This window comes from Streptomyces hebeiensis (assembly GCF_052983195.1).
The window spans coordinates 377,316-393,917 of sequence record NZ_CM129812.1; the positions used below are offsets into that span (position 1 = coordinate 377,316).

At 70.2% G+C, this 16,602-nt stretch carries 16 protein-coding genes; 5 read left to right on the top strand and 11 right to left on the bottom strand.

Going from position 1 to position 16,602, the window contains the following annotated elements:
- Nucleotides 1-8: 8 nt before the first annotated feature.
- The 11 genes from ACU6P3_RS01565 to ACU6P3_RS01615 form a co-directional block, all read right to left on the bottom strand.
- Nucleotides 9-1,232, bottom strand: coding sequence for a CaiB/BaiF CoA transferase family protein (locus ACU6P3_RS01565; protein ID WP_447195553.1), 1,224 nt, complete (start codon nucleotides 1,230-1,232; stop codon nucleotides 9-11).
- Complete coding sequence (locus tag ACU6P3_RS01570) at nucleotides 1,229-1,450, bottom strand: hypothetical protein (RefSeq protein WP_447195554.1); 222 nt, start codon at nucleotides 1,448-1,450, stop codon at nucleotides 1,229-1,231. Before ACU6P3_RS01570 ends, ACU6P3_RS01565 begins: the two co-directional genes overlap by 4 nt.
- The gene (locus ACU6P3_RS01575; protein ID WP_447195555.1) at nucleotides 1,447-2,823 is read right to left on the bottom strand and encodes an ADP-ribosylglycohydrolase family protein; all 1,377 of its coding nucleotides are present in this window, start codon (nucleotides 2,821-2,823) and stop codon (nucleotides 1,447-1,449) included. Before ACU6P3_RS01575 ends, ACU6P3_RS01570 begins: the two co-directional genes overlap by 4 nt.
- Nucleotides 2,811-3,002, bottom strand: coding sequence for a hypothetical protein (locus ACU6P3_RS01580; RefSeq protein ID WP_447195556.1), 192 nt, complete (start codon nucleotides 3,000-3,002; stop codon nucleotides 2,811-2,813). The genes ACU6P3_RS01575 and ACU6P3_RS01580 overlap by 13 nt, the downstream gene beginning before the upstream one ends.
- Before the next feature lie 66 nt (nucleotides 3,003-3,068).
- A complete protein-coding gene (locus ACU6P3_RS01585) occupies nucleotides 3,069-4,379 on the bottom strand; it encodes an ABC transporter substrate-binding protein (protein ID WP_447195557.1) in 1,311 nt (436 codons plus the stop codon).
- Between the two features lie 35 nt (nucleotides 4,380-4,414).
- Complete coding sequence (locus ACU6P3_RS01590; protein ID WP_447198176.1) at nucleotides 4,415-5,272, bottom strand: carbohydrate ABC transporter permease; 858 nt, start codon at nucleotides 5,270-5,272, stop codon at nucleotides 4,415-4,417.
- A gap of 98 nt (nucleotides 5,273-5,370) precedes the next feature.
- The gene (locus ACU6P3_RS01595; protein ID WP_447195558.1) at nucleotides 5,371-6,339 is read right to left on the bottom strand and encodes a carbohydrate ABC transporter permease; all 969 of its coding nucleotides are present in this window, start codon (nucleotides 6,337-6,339) and stop codon (nucleotides 5,371-5,373) included.
- 296 nt (nucleotides 6,340-6,635) lie between these two features.
- Complete coding sequence (locus tag ACU6P3_RS01600; protein ID WP_447198177.1) at nucleotides 6,636-7,439, bottom strand: carbohydrate ABC transporter permease; 804 nt, start codon at nucleotides 7,437-7,439, stop codon at nucleotides 6,636-6,638.
- 150 nt (nucleotides 7,440-7,589) lie between these two features.
- Nucleotides 7,590-8,558: a carbohydrate ABC transporter permease gene (locus ACU6P3_RS01605; protein ID WP_447195559.1), complete on the bottom strand. Its 969-nt coding sequence runs from the start codon at nucleotides 8,556-8,558 to the stop codon at nucleotides 7,590-7,592.
- A gap of 2 nt (nucleotides 8,559-8,560) precedes the next feature.
- Entirely contained in the window at nucleotides 8,561-9,793 is a 1,233-nt protein-coding gene (locus ACU6P3_RS01610; RefSeq protein WP_447195560.1) for an ABC transporter substrate-binding protein, read from the bottom strand.
- Nucleotides 9,794-9,931: 138 nt separating this feature from the next.
- A complete protein-coding gene (locus ACU6P3_RS01615) occupies nucleotides 9,932-11,425 on the bottom strand; it encodes a glycoside hydrolase family 43 protein (protein ID WP_447195561.1) in 1,494 nt (497 codons plus the stop codon).
- Between the two features lie 476 nt (nucleotides 11,426-11,901).
- Between ACU6P3_RS01615 and ACU6P3_RS01620 the strand changes: the two genes are divergently transcribed.
- The 5 genes from ACU6P3_RS01620 (at nucleotide 11,902) to ACU6P3_RS01640 (ending at nucleotide 16,450) form a co-directional block, all read left to right on the top strand.
- Nucleotides 11,902-13,203 carry an MFS transporter gene (locus ACU6P3_RS01620; protein ID WP_447195562.1) on the top strand — a complete coding sequence of 434 codons (1,302 nt, stop codon included), beginning with the start codon at nucleotides 11,902-11,904 and terminating at the stop codon, nucleotides 13,201-13,203.
- Nucleotides 13,200-14,144, top strand: coding sequence for a dihydrodipicolinate synthase family protein (locus ACU6P3_RS01625; protein ID WP_447195563.1), 945 nt, complete (start codon nucleotides 13,200-13,202; stop codon nucleotides 14,142-14,144). The genes ACU6P3_RS01620 and ACU6P3_RS01625 overlap by 4 nt, the downstream gene beginning before the upstream one ends.
- Nucleotides 14,141-15,277 carry a mandelate racemase/muconate lactonizing enzyme family protein gene (locus ACU6P3_RS01630; RefSeq protein ID WP_447195564.1) on the top strand — a complete coding sequence of 379 codons (1,137 nt, stop codon included), beginning with the start codon at nucleotides 14,141-14,143 and terminating at the stop codon, nucleotides 15,275-15,277. The genes ACU6P3_RS01625 and ACU6P3_RS01630 overlap by 4 nt, the downstream gene beginning before the upstream one ends.
- Nucleotides 15,278-15,441: 164 nt before the next feature.
- Nucleotides 15,442-15,804, top strand: coding sequence for a DUF952 domain-containing protein (locus ACU6P3_RS01635; RefSeq protein WP_447195565.1), 363 nt, complete (start codon nucleotides 15,442-15,444; stop codon nucleotides 15,802-15,804).
- 43 nt (nucleotides 15,805-15,847) lie between these two features.
- Nucleotides 15,848-16,450 (top strand): DJ-1/PfpI family protein, encoded by a 603-nt coding sequence (locus tag ACU6P3_RS01640; protein WP_447195566.1) that lies wholly within the window; start codon nucleotides 15,848-15,850, stop codon nucleotides 16,448-16,450.
- The last annotated feature ends 152 nt before the right edge of the window (nucleotides 16,451-16,602 follow it).

Here is a 16,602-nt window from a genome sequence, read left to right on the forward strand (position 1 = left end):
ACGGCCCGTCACAGCGCGCCCTCCGCGTGGAGGGACGCGATGTCCGCGCCGGTCAGCCCCAGCCCGGACAGAACCTCGGCGGTGTCGGCGCCGTGCGGGCGGCCCGTCCACCGGATGGCGCCGGGGGTCTCGGACAGCCGGAAGAGGACGTTCTGCATCCGCACCGTGCCCAGGTCCGGGTCGGGCAGTTCGGTGATCGTCTCCAGGGCCAGGTACTGCTCGTCGGCCATGACGTCGCGGATGTCGTAGACCGGCGCGATGGCCGCTTCGGCCTTCTCGAAGGCCGCGACGACCTCGTCGCGGGTGTGCGCCGCGATCCACGAGCCGACCGCCTCGTCCAGTTCGGCGGCGTGCGCCGCGCGCCCCGATCCGGTGGTGAACCAGGGCTCGCCGATGTATTCGGGGCGGCCGACGAGCCGCAGCACCCGCTCGGCGATCGACTGCGCGGACGTCGAGACGGCCACCCACTTGCCGTCGCTCGTGCGGTAGGTGTTGCGTGGGGCGTTGTTCGTGGAGCGGTTTCCGGTGCGTGGCTGGACGTAGCCGAGCTGGTCGTACCAGATGGGCTGCGGCCCGAGGGCCATCAGCATCGGCTCGATGATGGCCATGTCGACGACCTGGCCGCGGCCCGTCGTGTCCCGGCCGCGCAGCGCGGCCATCACGGCGTACGAGGTGGAGAACGCGGCGATGGAATCGGCGAGGCCGAACGGCGGCAGCGTCGGCGGCCCGTCCGGCTCCCCCGTGACCGCGGCGAAACCGCTCATCGCCTCGGCGAGCGTGCCGAACCCCGGGCGGCGCGCGTACGGGCCGTACTGGCCGAAGCCGGTGATCCGGGCGAGGACCAGGCGGGGGTTGGCGGCCGACAGCTCGTCCCAGCCCAGGCCCCACTTCTCCAGGGTCCCGGGCCGGAAGTTCTCGATCAGGACGTCGGCGTCGGCCACCAGCCGGAGCAGGACGTCCCGGCCGCCGGGCGTGGAGAGGTCGAGCGTGATGTTCCTCTTGTTGCGTCCGAGCAGCTTCCACCACAGGCCGACGCCGTCCTTGGCGGGTCCGTGGCCGCGGGAGGGGTCGGGCCTGCGCGGGTGCTCCACCTTGATGACCTCGGCACCGAAGTCGCCGAGCATGGTGGCGCAGAGCGGCCCCGCGAACAGGGTGGCCAGGTCGATGACACGAAGGCCCCGCAGGGGGCCCACGGGACGGGGAGGGGCGGGGGGCCGGTGGTGATCGTTCATGGTGCTTCCTCGTGCTTGCTCGGAGAAGGCGTCGATCCGGGGGCGGGCATTGTCCCCCGCCACAAGGCGCGGGTGACGTAGGCGACCGGGTGCATGTCGGCCGCGCCGTACTCGGTGAGCGGAGGCGGGCACAGGGCCGGGCCGGAGCGGGACCGGGAGCCGGAGCGGGACCGGGCGCCGGAGCGGGACCGGGCGCGCGGTGGTGGTGTGGTGGTCATGTGGACACCTCCGCGGTCAGCCGCGCCAGTTCGTCGAAGCCGATGCCGTCGAAGCCCGCCACCGTCGTGGCCAGGCGGTTCTTCAGCTGAGCGGTCCAGCGTTCGTCGATCGCGTCGGGGGACCCCGCGAGCAGCCCGGCGACGGAGCCGGCCGTCGCGCCGTTGGAGTCCGTGTCCCAGCCTCCGGAGACGGCTCGGCAGATGGAGCCGGTGAAGTCGCCGTCCGCGTGGGTGAGGGCCGCGGCCAGCAGGGCCGCGTTCGGCAGGACGTGCACCCAGTGGTGGCCGGGCGCGTAGCGGGCGTGGAGGGTGTCCACGACGGTGGCGAAGCCGGCCCGGGTGCCGGTCGGCTCGGCCCGGGCCGCCTCGACACCGAAGCGGATCGCCCGTGCGTAACGGGAGCGGGGCGGGATGAACCGCAGGCCCGCTTCCAGGGCCTCGTGGACGGTGGTGGCGGGCCCGGCCGCGTGTGCGAGGACGGCCGCCACGAACATCTCGCCGTACACGCCGTTCGCCGTGTGCGTCAGTGTGGCGTCACTGTGGGCGAGCCCGGCCGCCCGGGCCGGGCGGCCGGGGTGGGTCCAGCCGAAGACGTCGGCACGGATCTGCGCGCCGATCCACTCCCGGAACGGATTGCGGTGGGTGGCGGTGTGCGGGGGCTCCAGTCCGTCGAGGAGGTTTCGGTAGGCGACGCGCTCCGCGGTGAAGGTGCGGCCGGCGGGGAGCGCGTCGAGCCAGAGCCGGGCGACGTCCTCGGTGGTGAAGGAATGGCCGTGGCGGCGGAGGAGGAGCAGGCCGAGGAGGGGGTAGTTGAGGTCGTCGTCCTCGGGCATGCCGTCGATGTTCTCGGCGAGGGAGGTGGACCGAGAACGTCGGTTCCAGGGGTGGGCCGCCGCGACGGCCGGGTCCAGGCCGATCTCGGTGAACCAGGTGTCGAGCGGCCAGTTGGAGGTGGCCACGGCAATGGCCCTGATGCCCTCCAGCGGGAGCTTCTCCACCGGCTTGCCGAGCAGGCAGCCGACGGCGCGGCCGAGCCAGGCGGCGTGCAGGCGGGAGGCGTCGGCCGGTGCCGGCGGGGCCGCGGGCTCGGCCGCGTACCCCGGGCACAGGGAGGTAATGGCGGCCAGGTCCGTGGGTTCGTCCGTCGCCGACGGGGCCGGGATCGCCGCGAGCTCGTCCAACAACTCCTCCGCCAGGGACCGCAGCTGTGGGGCGGGGGGCTGCTTCGACACACCGGCACGGTCCGGGGCCGGGTGGCCGCCCGCCCGACGCCAGCGGAGCTCCACCGCCGAGGCGTCCCGGCCGTCCTGTGCCGCCTGGCGCAGTTCGTGCCCGATCAGGTCCTCGGGCTGGACCCAGGTCAGGCGCAGCATCGCCGTCCCGCGATCAGGGAGGGGGCGTGGTGGGCGCGGCCGCGTGCCACGTCGAGGGTGTGGCTCTCGCGGGTGACACCGGCCTCAGGTGCCGCTCCCCTGCCGTGCGGGGCCCTCGCGACGGAGACGCCGGTGACGTGCTCCTCCAGGAGCGGGACAGGGGTGGTGCTGGTGGTCATGCCTGGGTCCCTTCCGGGGGAAGCGAGAGAGGTGGGAGCGACGCGGGTGGGGCGGCGGGAGGCGGCTCAGCGCTGGTACCGGTCGAGAATCCGGTTGCCGTCCGCAACGAGGCGTGTGCGGAGTTCGTCCGTTCCGAGGGCGCCGTTGTAGTACTCCTGGTAGGCCGGGGTGGCGATCTTGTCCTTCCACTCCGCGAAGCCGAGCACACCGAGCGCGGGCGACGGGCGGAGCCCTGCCGCGACGTCCACGCCCGTCCGCCATCCGTGCCTGCGCGTGTTGACCGCCGGGTCCTTCAGCGCCTCGCGACTGGTGGGCAACAGCCAGTCACCGGTGGCGAGTTCGACCTGGTGGTCCGCCTGGTTGAGGTAGGCGATGAAGTCGACGGCGGCCTTCTTGTGCGCACTGTCCCGGGATACGGAGAGGGTCTGTGGCGCGACCCCTTGCGTGAGGTGTCCCGTACTGTCCCCCGGCATGGGCAGGACCGTCCAGTCGAAGCCCTCGGGGGCCTGCTGCCGCACCTGCTGCCGGTAGGAGAAGTTGAGCGGCAGCATGGCGTAGCGCCCGCCGAAGAAGCCGGGCAGCGTGTCCGAACCCGACATGCCCAGGCCGTTCCTGGGTGCCGTACGGTCCTCGTTGACCTGTCGCCGGACCAGCTCCGGGACCGAGGATTCGGCGGTGTCGTAGCGGATCCTGTTCTTGCCGCCCCCATCCTTGGTGAAGACCTTCCCGCCGGTGGACAGGGCCAGGTTGACGGACTGGGCGACCGGCTCCTTCATGGCCCAGGCCACTCCGTAGGTGTCGGTCCTGCCGTCGCCGTCGACGTCGCGGGTGAGCTTCCTGCTGATGTCCTCGAAGTCCTGCCAGGTCCAGGGGCGTTGTGCGGTGGGCAGGAGTACACCGGACGCTTCCAGCAGTTTCGTGTTGGCGATCAGGACGCGCGGCTCCTGGAGGAACGGGACTCCGTAGACGCCTTCGTCGTACGACGTTGTCTCCCAGGACGCCTGGGGGATGTCGTCGCGGAGTCTCTTCGGCAGATAGGGCGTCAGGTCGGCGAGGTAGCCCCCGTGGGCGAAGTCGGTGAGGTCGGAGGCGTCGTCGTGGATGATGTCCGGCGCCTCACCGCCCAGAAAGGAGGTGAGGAGCTGGTCGTGGATGCTGTCCCAGCTCCCCTGGACGTAGCGGACCTGGACGCCGGGGTGGTCCTCGTTCCACTGCCGTACGAGTCTCTTGTTGGCTTCGACGGACTCCTTCTGCCAGGCGAGGCTGAGGAATTCGAGCCTGATCCCGCCGTCGGCCGTCGTGTCCGGGGCGGCGCCGCATCCGGCGAGGAGACTCAGCGCGAGAGTGGTGGCCGCGCCGCGGAGGAGCGTCCGCACGAGTGTGGTGGTCCGCCTCCTCCGCCTCGGGCTCCTCACGCCTTCACCGCCCCCGCCAGCATGCCGCCCACGAGCCGGCGCTGGAGCAGTGCGAAGAACACCAGACCGGGGACGGTGGCCAGCACCGAGGCGGCGGCCAGGGGACCGAGGTCCGCGACGCCCTCGGCGCCCAGAAAGCGGGTCAGGATCACGGACATGGTCTGGTTCTCCGGGGATTTGAGCAGGACCAGGGCGAAGAAGAACTCGTTCCAGGCGGTGACGAAGGAGAACATCAGCGTGGCCACCAGGCCCGGTGCGAGCAGGGGCAGGATCACGCTGACGAGTATGCGCGCCCGGCCCGCGCCGTCGATGGCGGCGGCCTCCTCCAGGGACGGTGGCACCGCTTTGACGTACCCCTGGAGCATCCAGAGGGAGAACGGCAGGTTCCACACCACGTACACGACGATCAGGCCGGCGATGCTGTCGATCAGACGCATGTTCTTCAGGACGAGGAACAGCGGGATGATCACCAGGACGAACGGGAACATCTGGCTGACCAGGATCCACACCGAGCTCGCCCTGCCGACCAGGGAGCGGTGCCGCGCCAGCGCGTAGGCGGCGGGCACGGCGACGGTGACCGAGATCAGCGAGGCCGCGCACGCCACGACGAGGCTGTTGAGGGCCGAACGGAGCAGTGGCTGGGCGTCGAACGCGGCGCGGTAGTTGTCGAGACCGGGATGCCGGGGCAGCCAGGCCGGGTCCAGGGAGCCGAGTTCCCGCGCCGTTTTGAACGACGTCGACAGCAGCCACAGCAGCGGAAAGCCCAGGAAGATCAGGTAGCAGGCGAGAGCCAGGTACTGACCGGCGCCGCCGGCGAGGCGGAGCGCGCGCACCTTGGCCGGCGCGCGCTCCATGGCCTGCGCGCCCTTCGTGCCGGGCGTGCCGGGCGCGGGCGGCTTCGGCGTGGACAAGGACGGCGACCGGGATCGGGACGGGGACGGGGACGGGACGCTCACGCCGCCTCCTCCTTCAGCTTCGCGCGCAGGAACAGGGTCAGCAGGACCGCGATCACGGCCACCATGACCAGCCCCATCGCGGCGGCGTAACCGAACTGGCCGTACTTGAAGGCCTCTTCATAGGCGAAGAGCATCGGCAGCCTGGTCTGCCCGCCCGGGCCGCCCCGGGTGAGGACGTACACGAGCCCGAAGGAATTGAAGTTCCAGATGAAGTTGAGGGCCGTGATGGCGACAGCCACGGGCTTGAGTGCCGGCCACGTGACCGCCGTGAAGCGGCGCCACACACCCGCCCCGTCGAGTTGGGCCGCCTCGCGCAGTTCGGGTGGGGCGCTCTGCAGTCCGGCGAGGAGTACCACGGTCGTCTGGGGCATGCCCGCCCATACGCCGACCACGATGACCGCGGGCAGGGCGTAGGAGAGACCGGCGAGCCAGTCGATCTTCTCGTGGTTCTCGTGGAGGAGGCCGAGCTGGGTGAGCGTCTTGTTCAGGACTCCGGCGTCGGAGTGGTAGACGAGACGCCACATGACGCCGACCACCACTTCGGGCATGGCCCACGGCACCAGCGCCAGGGTCCGGGCCAGCCAGCGCAGCCGGAGGTTCTGGTCGAGCAGCAGCGCGAGGCCGAGGGCCAGCGCGAACTGTCCGGCCGTCACGCACACCGCCCAGGTCAGGCCGATGCCGAAGGAATACCAGAAGAGGGAGTCGAAGCGCAGGTCGAGGAAATTGGTCAGGCCGATGAACCGGGTGTCGGAGGTCCGGACGGCCTGGGCGTCGGTGAACGCGAGCGCGGCACCGTACAGGAGCGGGCCCACGCTGAGGACCAGGACCGGGATCAGCGCGGGAAGGAGCAGGAACCAGGCGCTCCGGTCCAGGCCGAGCGCCCGTCTGCGCTGGGCCGGTGTCCGGGGCGGTGGGGTTCCGCGGCTGTCCGGGACAGCACCGGCCCGGGACGCGGTGACACTCATGGCGACCTCGTGTTCTCAGCTGTCGGCCGTCACAGGCGGAGCGGACGCGCGGACGACGAGGGGGCGCGGACAGTGGCGCTCTCCGTGATCGGCACGATCGTCGGCCGGCCACCACTGGACATGCGTGTCATGTGTACAGCCCCTCTGCCGCGCGATGGGCATATTCGCCCCGCTACGAGCGTTTTATGCACACATTTACACTCACTGTAAACGTGTAGCGATGGTCCTCCCGCGATCCCCGGGCGTCAACAGGGGGTGCTTCGTCAGGTGTGGTTCGTCGAGCGTGTCTCGTCTCATCAGTCGTCGATGCCGGACCGCTCGGCGCCCGCGACGATATGGCGCTGCAGCACCACGAAGACGACCAGGAGCGGCAGGATCGAGACGGCCGCGGCGATGAACAGCTCGTGCAGGTTGACGGTTTGGGCCGTGGTGAAGGTGGCCAAGGCGACCTGGACGGTCCACGCGTCGCGGTCCTGACCGATCACCAGCGGCCAGAGGAACGAGTTCCAGGAGCCGATGAAGACGATCGCGCCGACAGCGGCGAAGACGGGCCGTGTGTTGGGAACCACGATCCGCCAGTACGTGCGCCAGTGGCCGAGCCCGTCCACCTTGGCCGCGTCCTCCAACTCGCGGGGAAAGCCGAGGAAGTACTGGCGGAAGAGGAAGACGGCGAACGCGTTGAACAGGGTGGGGACGATCAGTCCGCGCAAGGTGGAGATCCAGCCGAGCGACGAGACCAGGACGAAGCTCGGGACGAAGGTGACGGCCGACGGGATCATCAGCGCGACCAGGAACGCGTAGAAGACGCGGTTGGCGTACGGATACTCGATGCGGGCCAGTCCGTACCCGGCGAGTGAGGCGAGCAGCAGGGTGCCGACGGTGGTGAGAACGGCGATCACGGCCGAGTTCCCAAGGGCGTGCACCATGGGAACGCTGCTGTCGTCGAACAGTTCCCGGAGGTTGCTCCATTTCAGGCTGTGCGGGAAGAACGTCCAGTCGGTTCCGGTGATGTCCGCCTCGGTGGCCAGACCGTTACGGACCAGGAGGTAGAACGGGACCAGGAAGAATGCGGCGAGCACGATCAGCAGGACCGACCGCAGTGCGCGCCCGGCCCGCTCCGGGGCGCGGGCCGAGGAACGGACCGGGGGCCGGACCGAAGGTCGGGCCGCGGCGCGGATCCGGGCGGGGGTCGATGCGCGGGGCGGGGCGTACGCCGTCGGATCGTCGGTCGGATACCGTCGCACGGGTCGTCAGTCCTCCTGGCGTCCGAGACCGAACCAGCGTGCCTGTACCACCGTCACCACGGCGATGATCAGCGCGAGGATCACCGCCCCCGCACTGCCCACGCCCAGGTTCTGCCCCTGCCCCAGCGCCACGTAGTACAGGTAGACCAACGGCGGCCTGGCGTACGGCGGGTAACCGCGTGCCGTCGAGAGCAGGTTGTAGAACTCGTCGAAGGCCTGGAACGCGTTGATCACCAGCAGCAGGACGACGGCGACGGAGGTCGCGCGCAGTTGGGGGAAGGTGATGTGCCGGAAGACCTGCCAGCCGGGGCGGGCCCCGTCGACCGCCGCCGCCTCGTAGAGGGTGGCCGGGATGCGCTGGAGCCCGGCCAGCAGGATCACCATGTAGAAGCCCGCCTGGAGCCACAGCCGCACGGTCACGATGACCAGCCAGTACCAGGGCGGACTGGTGGTCGACAGCCAGGCGACGTCGGAGCCGCCGAACCACCCCAGTACCGTGTTCGCCAGCCCGTAGCGCACCCCGTTGAAGATCGACAGCTTCCAGATCATCGCGGCGACGACGTAGGAACAGGCGGTCGGCAGGAAGAAGACCGACCGGAAGAACGCCTGGGCGAACCGCAGCCGGCTCACCATCAGGGCGAGGGCGAGCGAGAGCGCGTAGGTCGCCGGGACGATCAGGAGCGAGAAACCGGCGAAGGTGGTGAGGCCCGCGGTGAAGGACGGATCGCCGAGTATCTCGGCGTAGTTGTCCAGCCCCACGAAGTCGGTCGGAGTCACCGTGTTGTGCGCGTCGAAGAAGCTGAGCCACACACTCCACACCAGCGGGACATAGGTGAAGAGGGCGAGTCCGGCGGCGAAGGGACCGACGAAGACCCAGAACCACAGATAGCGGTTCTCAGGCCCGAGCAGCCGCCGCCCGAGCGGCGTACGGGCGGCTTGCGGCGTCCGCGTACGGGCGGCTTCCGGTGTCCGCATGGTTACGACCGCACGCGCTTCAGCTCGGCCTTCGTCGTCGCGACGACCGACTTGACCTGGGTTTCCGGGTCGGCGCCCGCGGTGATGATCCGGCTCAGCGCGTCCTGGTAGGCGGTCCGGCTCCGATCGGTCCACAACAGGGGCTGGGCTGCTCCGTACCCGGTCGTCAGACGTACGGCCCCGGCCGCCGCTCCCTCGGTGAGCGGGGTGGCCTTGTTCGCCAGCGAGATCCGGGCGGGGATGTGGAAGCCGTAGGAGAGCGCGAAGTCCTCCTGGTAGTCGGTGCGTTCCACCCACAACCACTTCACATACGCCTTCGCGGCCTCGGTGTGGCCGCTGTGCGCGCTGACCGCCGCCCCATAGGCGCCGACCGGGACCGCGGGCCTGCCGTGCGCTCCGTCCGCGGGGAAGGGCAGCACCCCGAAGTCGTCACCCAGCGCCTTCTCGATCAGCGGGAGGGCCCACAGTCCCGTCCACTGCATGGCCGTCAGGCCCTGGGTGAACGCCGATGGGTCGGACCAGTCGGTGGGGGCTCCGAGCAGCAGGGACTTGTCGGTGTGGAGGGCGCGCAGCTTGCCGAGGGTCCTGGCGGCCCGCGGATCGTCGAAGCCGATCTCCCCCTCGGCGGTGACCAGGTCCAGGCCCGCCGCGCGCAGCGGGGTGCCGGCGAGGACGCCGGCACCGCCGTCGTTGCCGAGGAAGAGCCCCTTGACGTCCCGCGTCGTCAACGCCCTTGCCGCGTCGACCAGTTCGTCGAGACTCGCCGGTGGCCGCACGCCCGCGTCGGCGAGCAGGCTCTTGCGGTAGTAGAGCAGCTGCGCGTCGATGACCTGCGGGATCCCGTAGATCCTGCCCTCGTACGTCTTGGGCGCGAGGACCGCGGGGTGGAAGTCGTCGCGCACGTCCTCGAGGAGGTCGGTGAGATCGGCGACCTGGCCGCCCCGGATCTGGTCCAGGGTCGGGCCGCCCTCGAACACGTCCGGCCCGTTCCTGGTCAGCAGTGCCGCGGCGGTCTGCTGGTCGTAGTTGCCGGGCCGCCACTGGACCGTGACCCTCGCCTTCCGGTACGCCGACGCGTAGCGTCGCACCGCCTGTTCGGCGCCGGCCTCGCCGTACTGGTGGTACCAGTGGTCAAGGGCGGGGCCGCCCGCCGCACCGTCGCGCCCCGTGTCGGAGCCGCAGGCGGCGGTCAGCGCGAGGGCGCCGGTGGCGGCCAGCAGGCGCCGACGGCTCATGCGGGTGCTCGAGGTCCTTGAGTGGGCCATGGTCCATCAGTGTGACACCGGTACATGTAAAGCACGTTGCCCGTACATGAAACGTCCCACGCGGGAGTGAGCGGACCTCGAACACCCGATGGCGGCCGGCACACACTGTCAGTCGGTGTACACCTCGGCCCGGTCCACGCTCACGAATGACGCGGAGGACTGGGCGTTGCGCTCGCCGGTCACACGGATCCGCAGTGTGTGCTTGCCGAACGGGAGCCGGGGACTGAGGTACTGCAGGGCCTCGCCGACGCGGATCGTCCCGTGGAAGTCGACACGCTGTTCCGCTCCTCCGTCCACGCTGAGGGCCGCGATGCCGTTGCCGGTGTCCCGTACGGACAGCAGGGCGATCCGGGTCCCCGTGAAGGTGAAGGTGGCGGTGTTGCCGGCCTTGTCGCTCCAGTGGTCGTCGCTCCAGAAACACTGGCTGCCGCAGCCCGTTCCGGAGTTCCAGGTGCCGGTGTACGCGACGGATCCCTCGCCACTGGAACGGCCGTCGTCGTTGATCCAGTAGGTGCCGGACCCCGGGTCCCCGGAGGGCAGGTCCTGGGTCGCGCCCAGGGCGAGCGGACGACCGAGGTTCGGGCTGCCGTCGGCGTTCCAGGTGATCTTCTGGGCGCGGGTGGTGCGGTTGGTGTAGGTGTTCACTGAGGTTGTCTTCGCGTGGTGGACGATCCAGTCCTCGGTGCCGTCGGGCGAGCGGAAGAAGGCGTGGTGGCCGGGGCCGAAGACCCCGCGGTCGTCGGCGCGTGAGAACACCGGGCCCGCGTGCTGGGTCCAGTTGCGCGGAACGAGTGGATCGGCCCCGTTAGGCAGGGACAGCATCCAGACCTGGTAGTCGGGCTTGCCGGTGTCACAGGTGGAGTATGTCATCCAGGTGCGGCCGTTGCGGTTCAGGAACTCCGGTCCCTCGCGGACCTCGGGGCAGCCGCCGTCCGCGTCGATGGCGACGGCATTGCCCGAAACGGTGTAGGGGTTGGACATCGGCGCGATGTTGAGGCCGTTGTGCTGGTACGGGTTGATGCCGCTGTAGGCGAGGTAGAGACGCCCGTTGTGCTGGAACACCCCCGGGTCGATGGCGAAGTCGGAGGCGTGGTTGGGCGGGGTGAGCTTCGCCTTGAAGTGGTAGGGCCCGGCCGGATCGTCGCGCTCGGACTCCAGCACGTACAGCCGGTGGTGGTCGTCGACCCCGTCGTCGGCCGTGTAGTAGAGGTACCAGCGGTCGCCGAAGCGGTAGAACTCCGCCGCCCAGATGTTGCGGTTGCGACTGGGGTCGGTGTCCTGCCACACGGTCACGGGCTCGGCCGCGAGCAGGGTGCTCAGCGAGGGCGAGCGCCACATACGGATGCTGCCGCCCTGCGTGGTGGTCAGGTAGTACGCCCCCCGCCAGTGCGTCATAAACGGATCGGGGCCCGGGTTGAGCGGGTTGCGGAAGGTGGTCCCCGCGGCGGCCGGCGCCGGGCCCGGGGTGGCCGCCGCAGGTCGTGCGGCGGTGGACTCGCGTTCCACGGCGGCGGCCTGCGGTACGGAGACAAGGCCGAACAGGAGGGACAGGAGGACGGCGACGAGTGCCGCGCGACGGGTCGCGCGCGGGCCTGCACGCATGAGCGGCTCCTTTGCATTACATCGATGTAAGCGCCGGATGGGAAGTTAGCGCCCCGCCCGGGCCCGGGAAAGGGTCGCGCGGCGTCAATCGGCGCGGGGAGCGGGGCGGACAGCGACGTTCCTCTTGAACAACAGGTTTTGTCAGAAGCGTTGACTAATCTCCCGGAGCGCTCCTACCTTCATCGCGTCGCGCATCGTACGTCATATACGAGAGGCCGTTGTGTCCATGTTGGTAGCCCCTTGTTCCGCATGTCCGTTTGAGGGTCGGCTCGTGGGCCGGATCACCGACGGACCATCCACCGCTCATTGACCCACGATGCGAGACGCGGCCCGTTCACCGCCAAGTTCCCGGGCCGCGAAAGAGAGTTCCGACACTCCCTCACGGGGGAGCCTACCCTTCGGGAGCAGTGGTGCCGCCCCTTTCCAGCGTGCCCTCGTCCAAGGCCGGGAGATCACCGGCCCGGCAGCGCAGCAGCATGCGGTGGACGATCGTCGGCTTCTCGGCCCTCGGTCTGACGATCGCCTATCTCGACCGGGCCGCGCTGAGCGTGGCCATGCCGTACATGTCGAAGGAGTTCCACATCAGCTCCGCCGTGCAGGGCGTGATGCTGTCGGCGTTCTTCTGGACGTACGCGTTGTTCCAGATTCCCTCCGGGTGGCTGCTGGACCGTTTCGGTCCGAGGGTCATCTATCCCGTCGCGGTCGGCTGGTGGTCGATCTGGACGGCGCTGACCGCCCTCGCGCAGGGCGTCGGCTCGGTCATGGTGTTCCGGCTCGGCCTGGGCATCGGCGAGGCGCCGGTGCAGCCGGCGAACATCAAGGTCGTCTCGCGGTGGTTCCCGCGCAAGGAGCGGGCCTTCGCCTCCAGTCTGTTCGACATGGGCCAGCAGATCGGAACGGCGCTGTCGATCCCGGTGGTGACGGCGCTCGCTCTCTTCGGCGGCTGGCGGCTGGCGTTCATCGTGATCGGTGTCACCGGACTGCTGTGGATCGTGGGCTGGGTGGCCGTCTACCGCGAGCCCGGGGAACATCCGCGCGTCTCCGCGGCCGAACTGGCCCACATCCGCTCCGATCAGGGGCCGACGGCCGGCGAGGAACCGGTCGGCGCGAACACACCGTGGCGGGAGCTGCTGGGCGACTCCCAGGTGTGGGCGCTGATGACCGGTTATGTGTTCCGCTCGCTGGCCGGCGCGTTCTTCCTCACCTGGTACCCAAGCTATCTGCTCGACGACCGCGGGTTCTCCGAGGCGGACTTCGGCATGGTGGGCTGGATCCCCTCGCTCATCGCGATCGGCTCCACCGTGCTCGGCGGCGTCGTCTCCGACCGGATGCTGGCGTCCGGGCTCTCGACCAACCTGGCCCGAAAGGTTCCCATCGTCACCGGGCTGGGCCTGAGCGCCTGCATCGGCTTCGCCCCCTTCGTGGAGAGCAATGCGGCGCTGATGGTCGTACTCACCGTCAGCAGTGCCGCGCACTCCTTCGCCGGCGCGGCGATCCTGAGTCTGCCGGCCGAAGTGGCACGCTCGTCGGAGAGCGTCGGGGCGGTGGCCGGCTTCCAGAACTTCGGCTCCCAGGTGGGCAACCTCCTCAGTCCGATCGTCATCGGACTGTTCCTGGCCGCCGGCGACGGGTCGTACGTGGGGCCGCTGGTCGGCGCCGCCGGGTGCTGTCTGGCGAGTGCGGCGATCTATCTCTTCTGGGTGCGCGTCAATCCCGTCACACCGCACCACGACCTCCCGGCGGAACCCGCCGAGCACGGTGAAAGGACCACCTCGTGACCACCTCGTCGAACGCCGCCCGCCTGATCGAGCGGCTCAGCACCGTCGTCGGGATCCCCGTCGTCCCGTACGACGAGAACGGCGCGGTCGACCACGACCTGACCGCCGCACTGACCGCACGGCTGATCCGCAACGGAGTGACCGCGCTGACGCCCAACGGCAACACCGGTGAGTTCTACGCCCTCTCCCCCGACGAACGCCGCCAGGTCCTGACGAGTGTCGTCTCCACGCGCGAGAGCGCCACCACGATCGTCGCCGGGGTGGGGCTCGATCTCACGACGGCCGTCGCGGACGCACGCTTCGCCCGCGACTCCGGGGCGGACGCGATCATGGTGCACCAGCCGGTCGTGCCCTATCTGACGGCGGACGGCTGGGTCGAGTACAACGCGAGCGTCGCGGCGGCCGTACCCGATGTCGGTGTGCTGCCGTACCTCACCCACCGCGCCGTCTCCGGTGGGCACATCACACGCCTGGTGGAGCGGGCGCCGAACGTCGTCGGGCTGAAGTACTCCGTTCCCGACCCCGTCGTGTTCGCCGCCACCAGGGCGGAGGCCCCGGACGGACTGCTGTGGATCGCGGGCCTGGCGGAGTCGTACGCCCCGGCCTACTGGCAGGCGGGGGCCCGGGCCTTCACCTCGGGCCTGGTCAACGTCGCCCCGGCCGTGTCCCTGGAACTGCTCGCGGCCCTGCGGCGCGGTGACCACGACGCCGCGGGACGCGTCTGGCGGCGTATCCGCCACTTCGAGGAACTGCGGGCGCGCGACGGATCGGCCAACAACGTGTCGGTGGTGAAGGAGGCCATGCACCAGCTCGGCCTCTGCCGACGGGACGTCCGGCCGCCCAGCCACCCGCTGCCCGACGCGCTCGCGCGCGAGGTCGCCGAGTCGATGGCACCGTGGCGCTCCACGGTTCCCGAGGCGACCGGGGAGCGTGCGGCATGAGGATCGCGTCACTCCAGACCTTCCGCCAGCGGGTGGGCGACCGGCCCAGGGTGCTGGTCAGGATAGGCACCGAGGACGGCCTCGACGGGTGGTCCGAGGTGTACAACCACGGCCCCGACCTGGCCTACCCACCTCTGCTCGACTACCTGTTCGAACAAATCAAGGGCATGGACGCACGGAACCCGGGCCGGGTCAACCAGTTCCTGCTCCAGTCCAGTCGCTTCCCCCAGGGGGCACTGGGCCTGGCCGCGATCGCCGCGATCGACCACGCGCTGTGGGACATCGCGGCCAAGTCCCTCGGCGTACCGGTCTACCAGCTGCTCGGCGGCGCGGTACGCGACCGGGTCCGGGTCTACGCCGGCCTGTACTCCGCGCCGGACCTCGGCGAACTGCGTGACACCACAGCGGAGTTGCACGACCGCTTCGGCTTCACAGCGTTCAAGCTGAGCCCCTACCGCAAGGAATTGCACCGGACCCGGTTCGGGCTCGTGGTCCGGGAACTGGGCGAGTACTTCGGAGAGGTCCGTGCCGGCCACCCCGAGGAGTGGGACTTCGCGTTCGACGCGCACGCGTGCCTGTGGGAACCACGGCAGGCCGTCGACCTCGGCGCCGCGCTCGCTCCCCACCAGCCGCTGTTCCTCGAGGAACCCCTGCGCCCCGAGCACATCCCCGCCTGGAGCAGGATCCGGTCCGAGATCGCCGTGCCTCTGGCGACGGGGGAGTCCCTGTACTCCTCGCACGAGTTCCTGGCGCTGCTCGCCGCGGGCGGGGCCGACATCGTGCAGCCCGACATCTGCGTGGTCGGGGGCCTCACCCAGATGACGAAGATCGCCACCATCGCCGACGCGCACTACGTCCCGGTCGCGCCGCACAACCCGCTCGGACCGCTGGCGACGGCGGCGAACGTGCACTTCGCGGCCGCGACCACCAACTTCGCCGTCCTCGAGTACAAACCGGACGACGTCTCGTGGTGCCCGGACCCCTACCTCCCGGTCGACGGGCACCTCCTCCTGCGACCGGACCGCCCGGGATGGGGCATCGAGATCGACGAGTCCGCGCTCACGACCGACGACTGGGTCACCTGGAAACGGAAGGTCCCGGTGCGCCCCGACGGCTCGACGGCGTGGATGTGACCTGACGCGGACGGCGACGTCCGGTACGGTCGCCCCCTCCGCGTCCGTACCGCTGGATTCCCGCTCGAACGCCACTGGATTCCCGCTCGCATGCCGCCTGGTCCGGCCTCCGCGCCGACGGCGTTCCGCGGTAGGTCACTTGGCTGCCGGGTATAACCCGGAGCATGATTTATCACATCGTTCCGCGCTCCGAGTGGCAGGCCCGCCCCGACCACCCGTACGCGCCCGCGTCCCTCACGGATGACGGCTTCGTCCACTGCTCCCCCGACGAGGAGACCTCGCTGGCCATCGTCAACGCCTTCTACCGGACGGCACCGAAGCCGTTGCTCGCCCTGGTCATCGACGAGGACCGGCTGGGCGTCCGGGTGGAATGGGGGAAGGCGGCACCCGTCCCGCCCCCCGGTGTCGCCGAGAGCGTCGTCTTCCCTCATGTGTACGGCCCCATCGACCGTGACGCCGTGACCCGCATCCTGGAAATCGCGTGGGACGAGCAGGGCCGGGCCACGGGGTTGGCCCACGTGAGCTGAACGGCCGCGGCGCGGCCCGGTCCACCTGTGCTTGGATGGCGCGATGAGCGACGAGGGCACCCGAAACATCGGCATCCTGCTGTTCCCCGACGTCGAGGAGCTGGACGCCGTCGGCCCGTGGGAAGTCCTGTCGTACTGGACACGGAACTTCCCCGAGGACGGGTGGCGGGTGTTCTGCGTCTCGGCCGACGGCAATCCCGTGACCTGCGCCAAGGGACTCACCGTCGCCGCCCACCACTCCATGGCCGAGCTGCCCGCGCTCGACGTCCTGGTGCACCCCGGTGGCCGCGGCACCCGGCCGCAGCTCGACGACGCGGAGCACCTGGCATGGGTCCGCGGCCAACGCGGGTCGGTCCCCCTCATGACGAGCGTGTGCACCGGGTCTCTCGTATACGCGGCTGCCGGGCTGCTGGCAGGCCGCCCCGCCACGACCCACTGGGCGTCGCTGGACCGGCTCGCGGAGATCGATCCGACCATCGAGGTCCGGCGCGAGGACCGGTTCGTCGACGACGGAGACATCATCACCTCCGCGGGCATCTCGGCCGGCATCGACATGGCCCTCCACCTGGTCGCCCGCCTCGCGTCGCGTGAGCGCGCGCGCCAGGTTCGACGCGGAATCCAGTACGACCCGGAGCCTCCGGTCTGATCCTCAGACGACCCGGCGGGGAATCATCCCCCCAACTTCCCGTGAAATCAAGGGATTTGTTCGTGGGCCACACCGTGCGGCCACCTCGACGGGAAACCTTGACAGGTCACATCGGCCTCCCTACCTTCCGCCGAGTGAAACGATTCATCGCC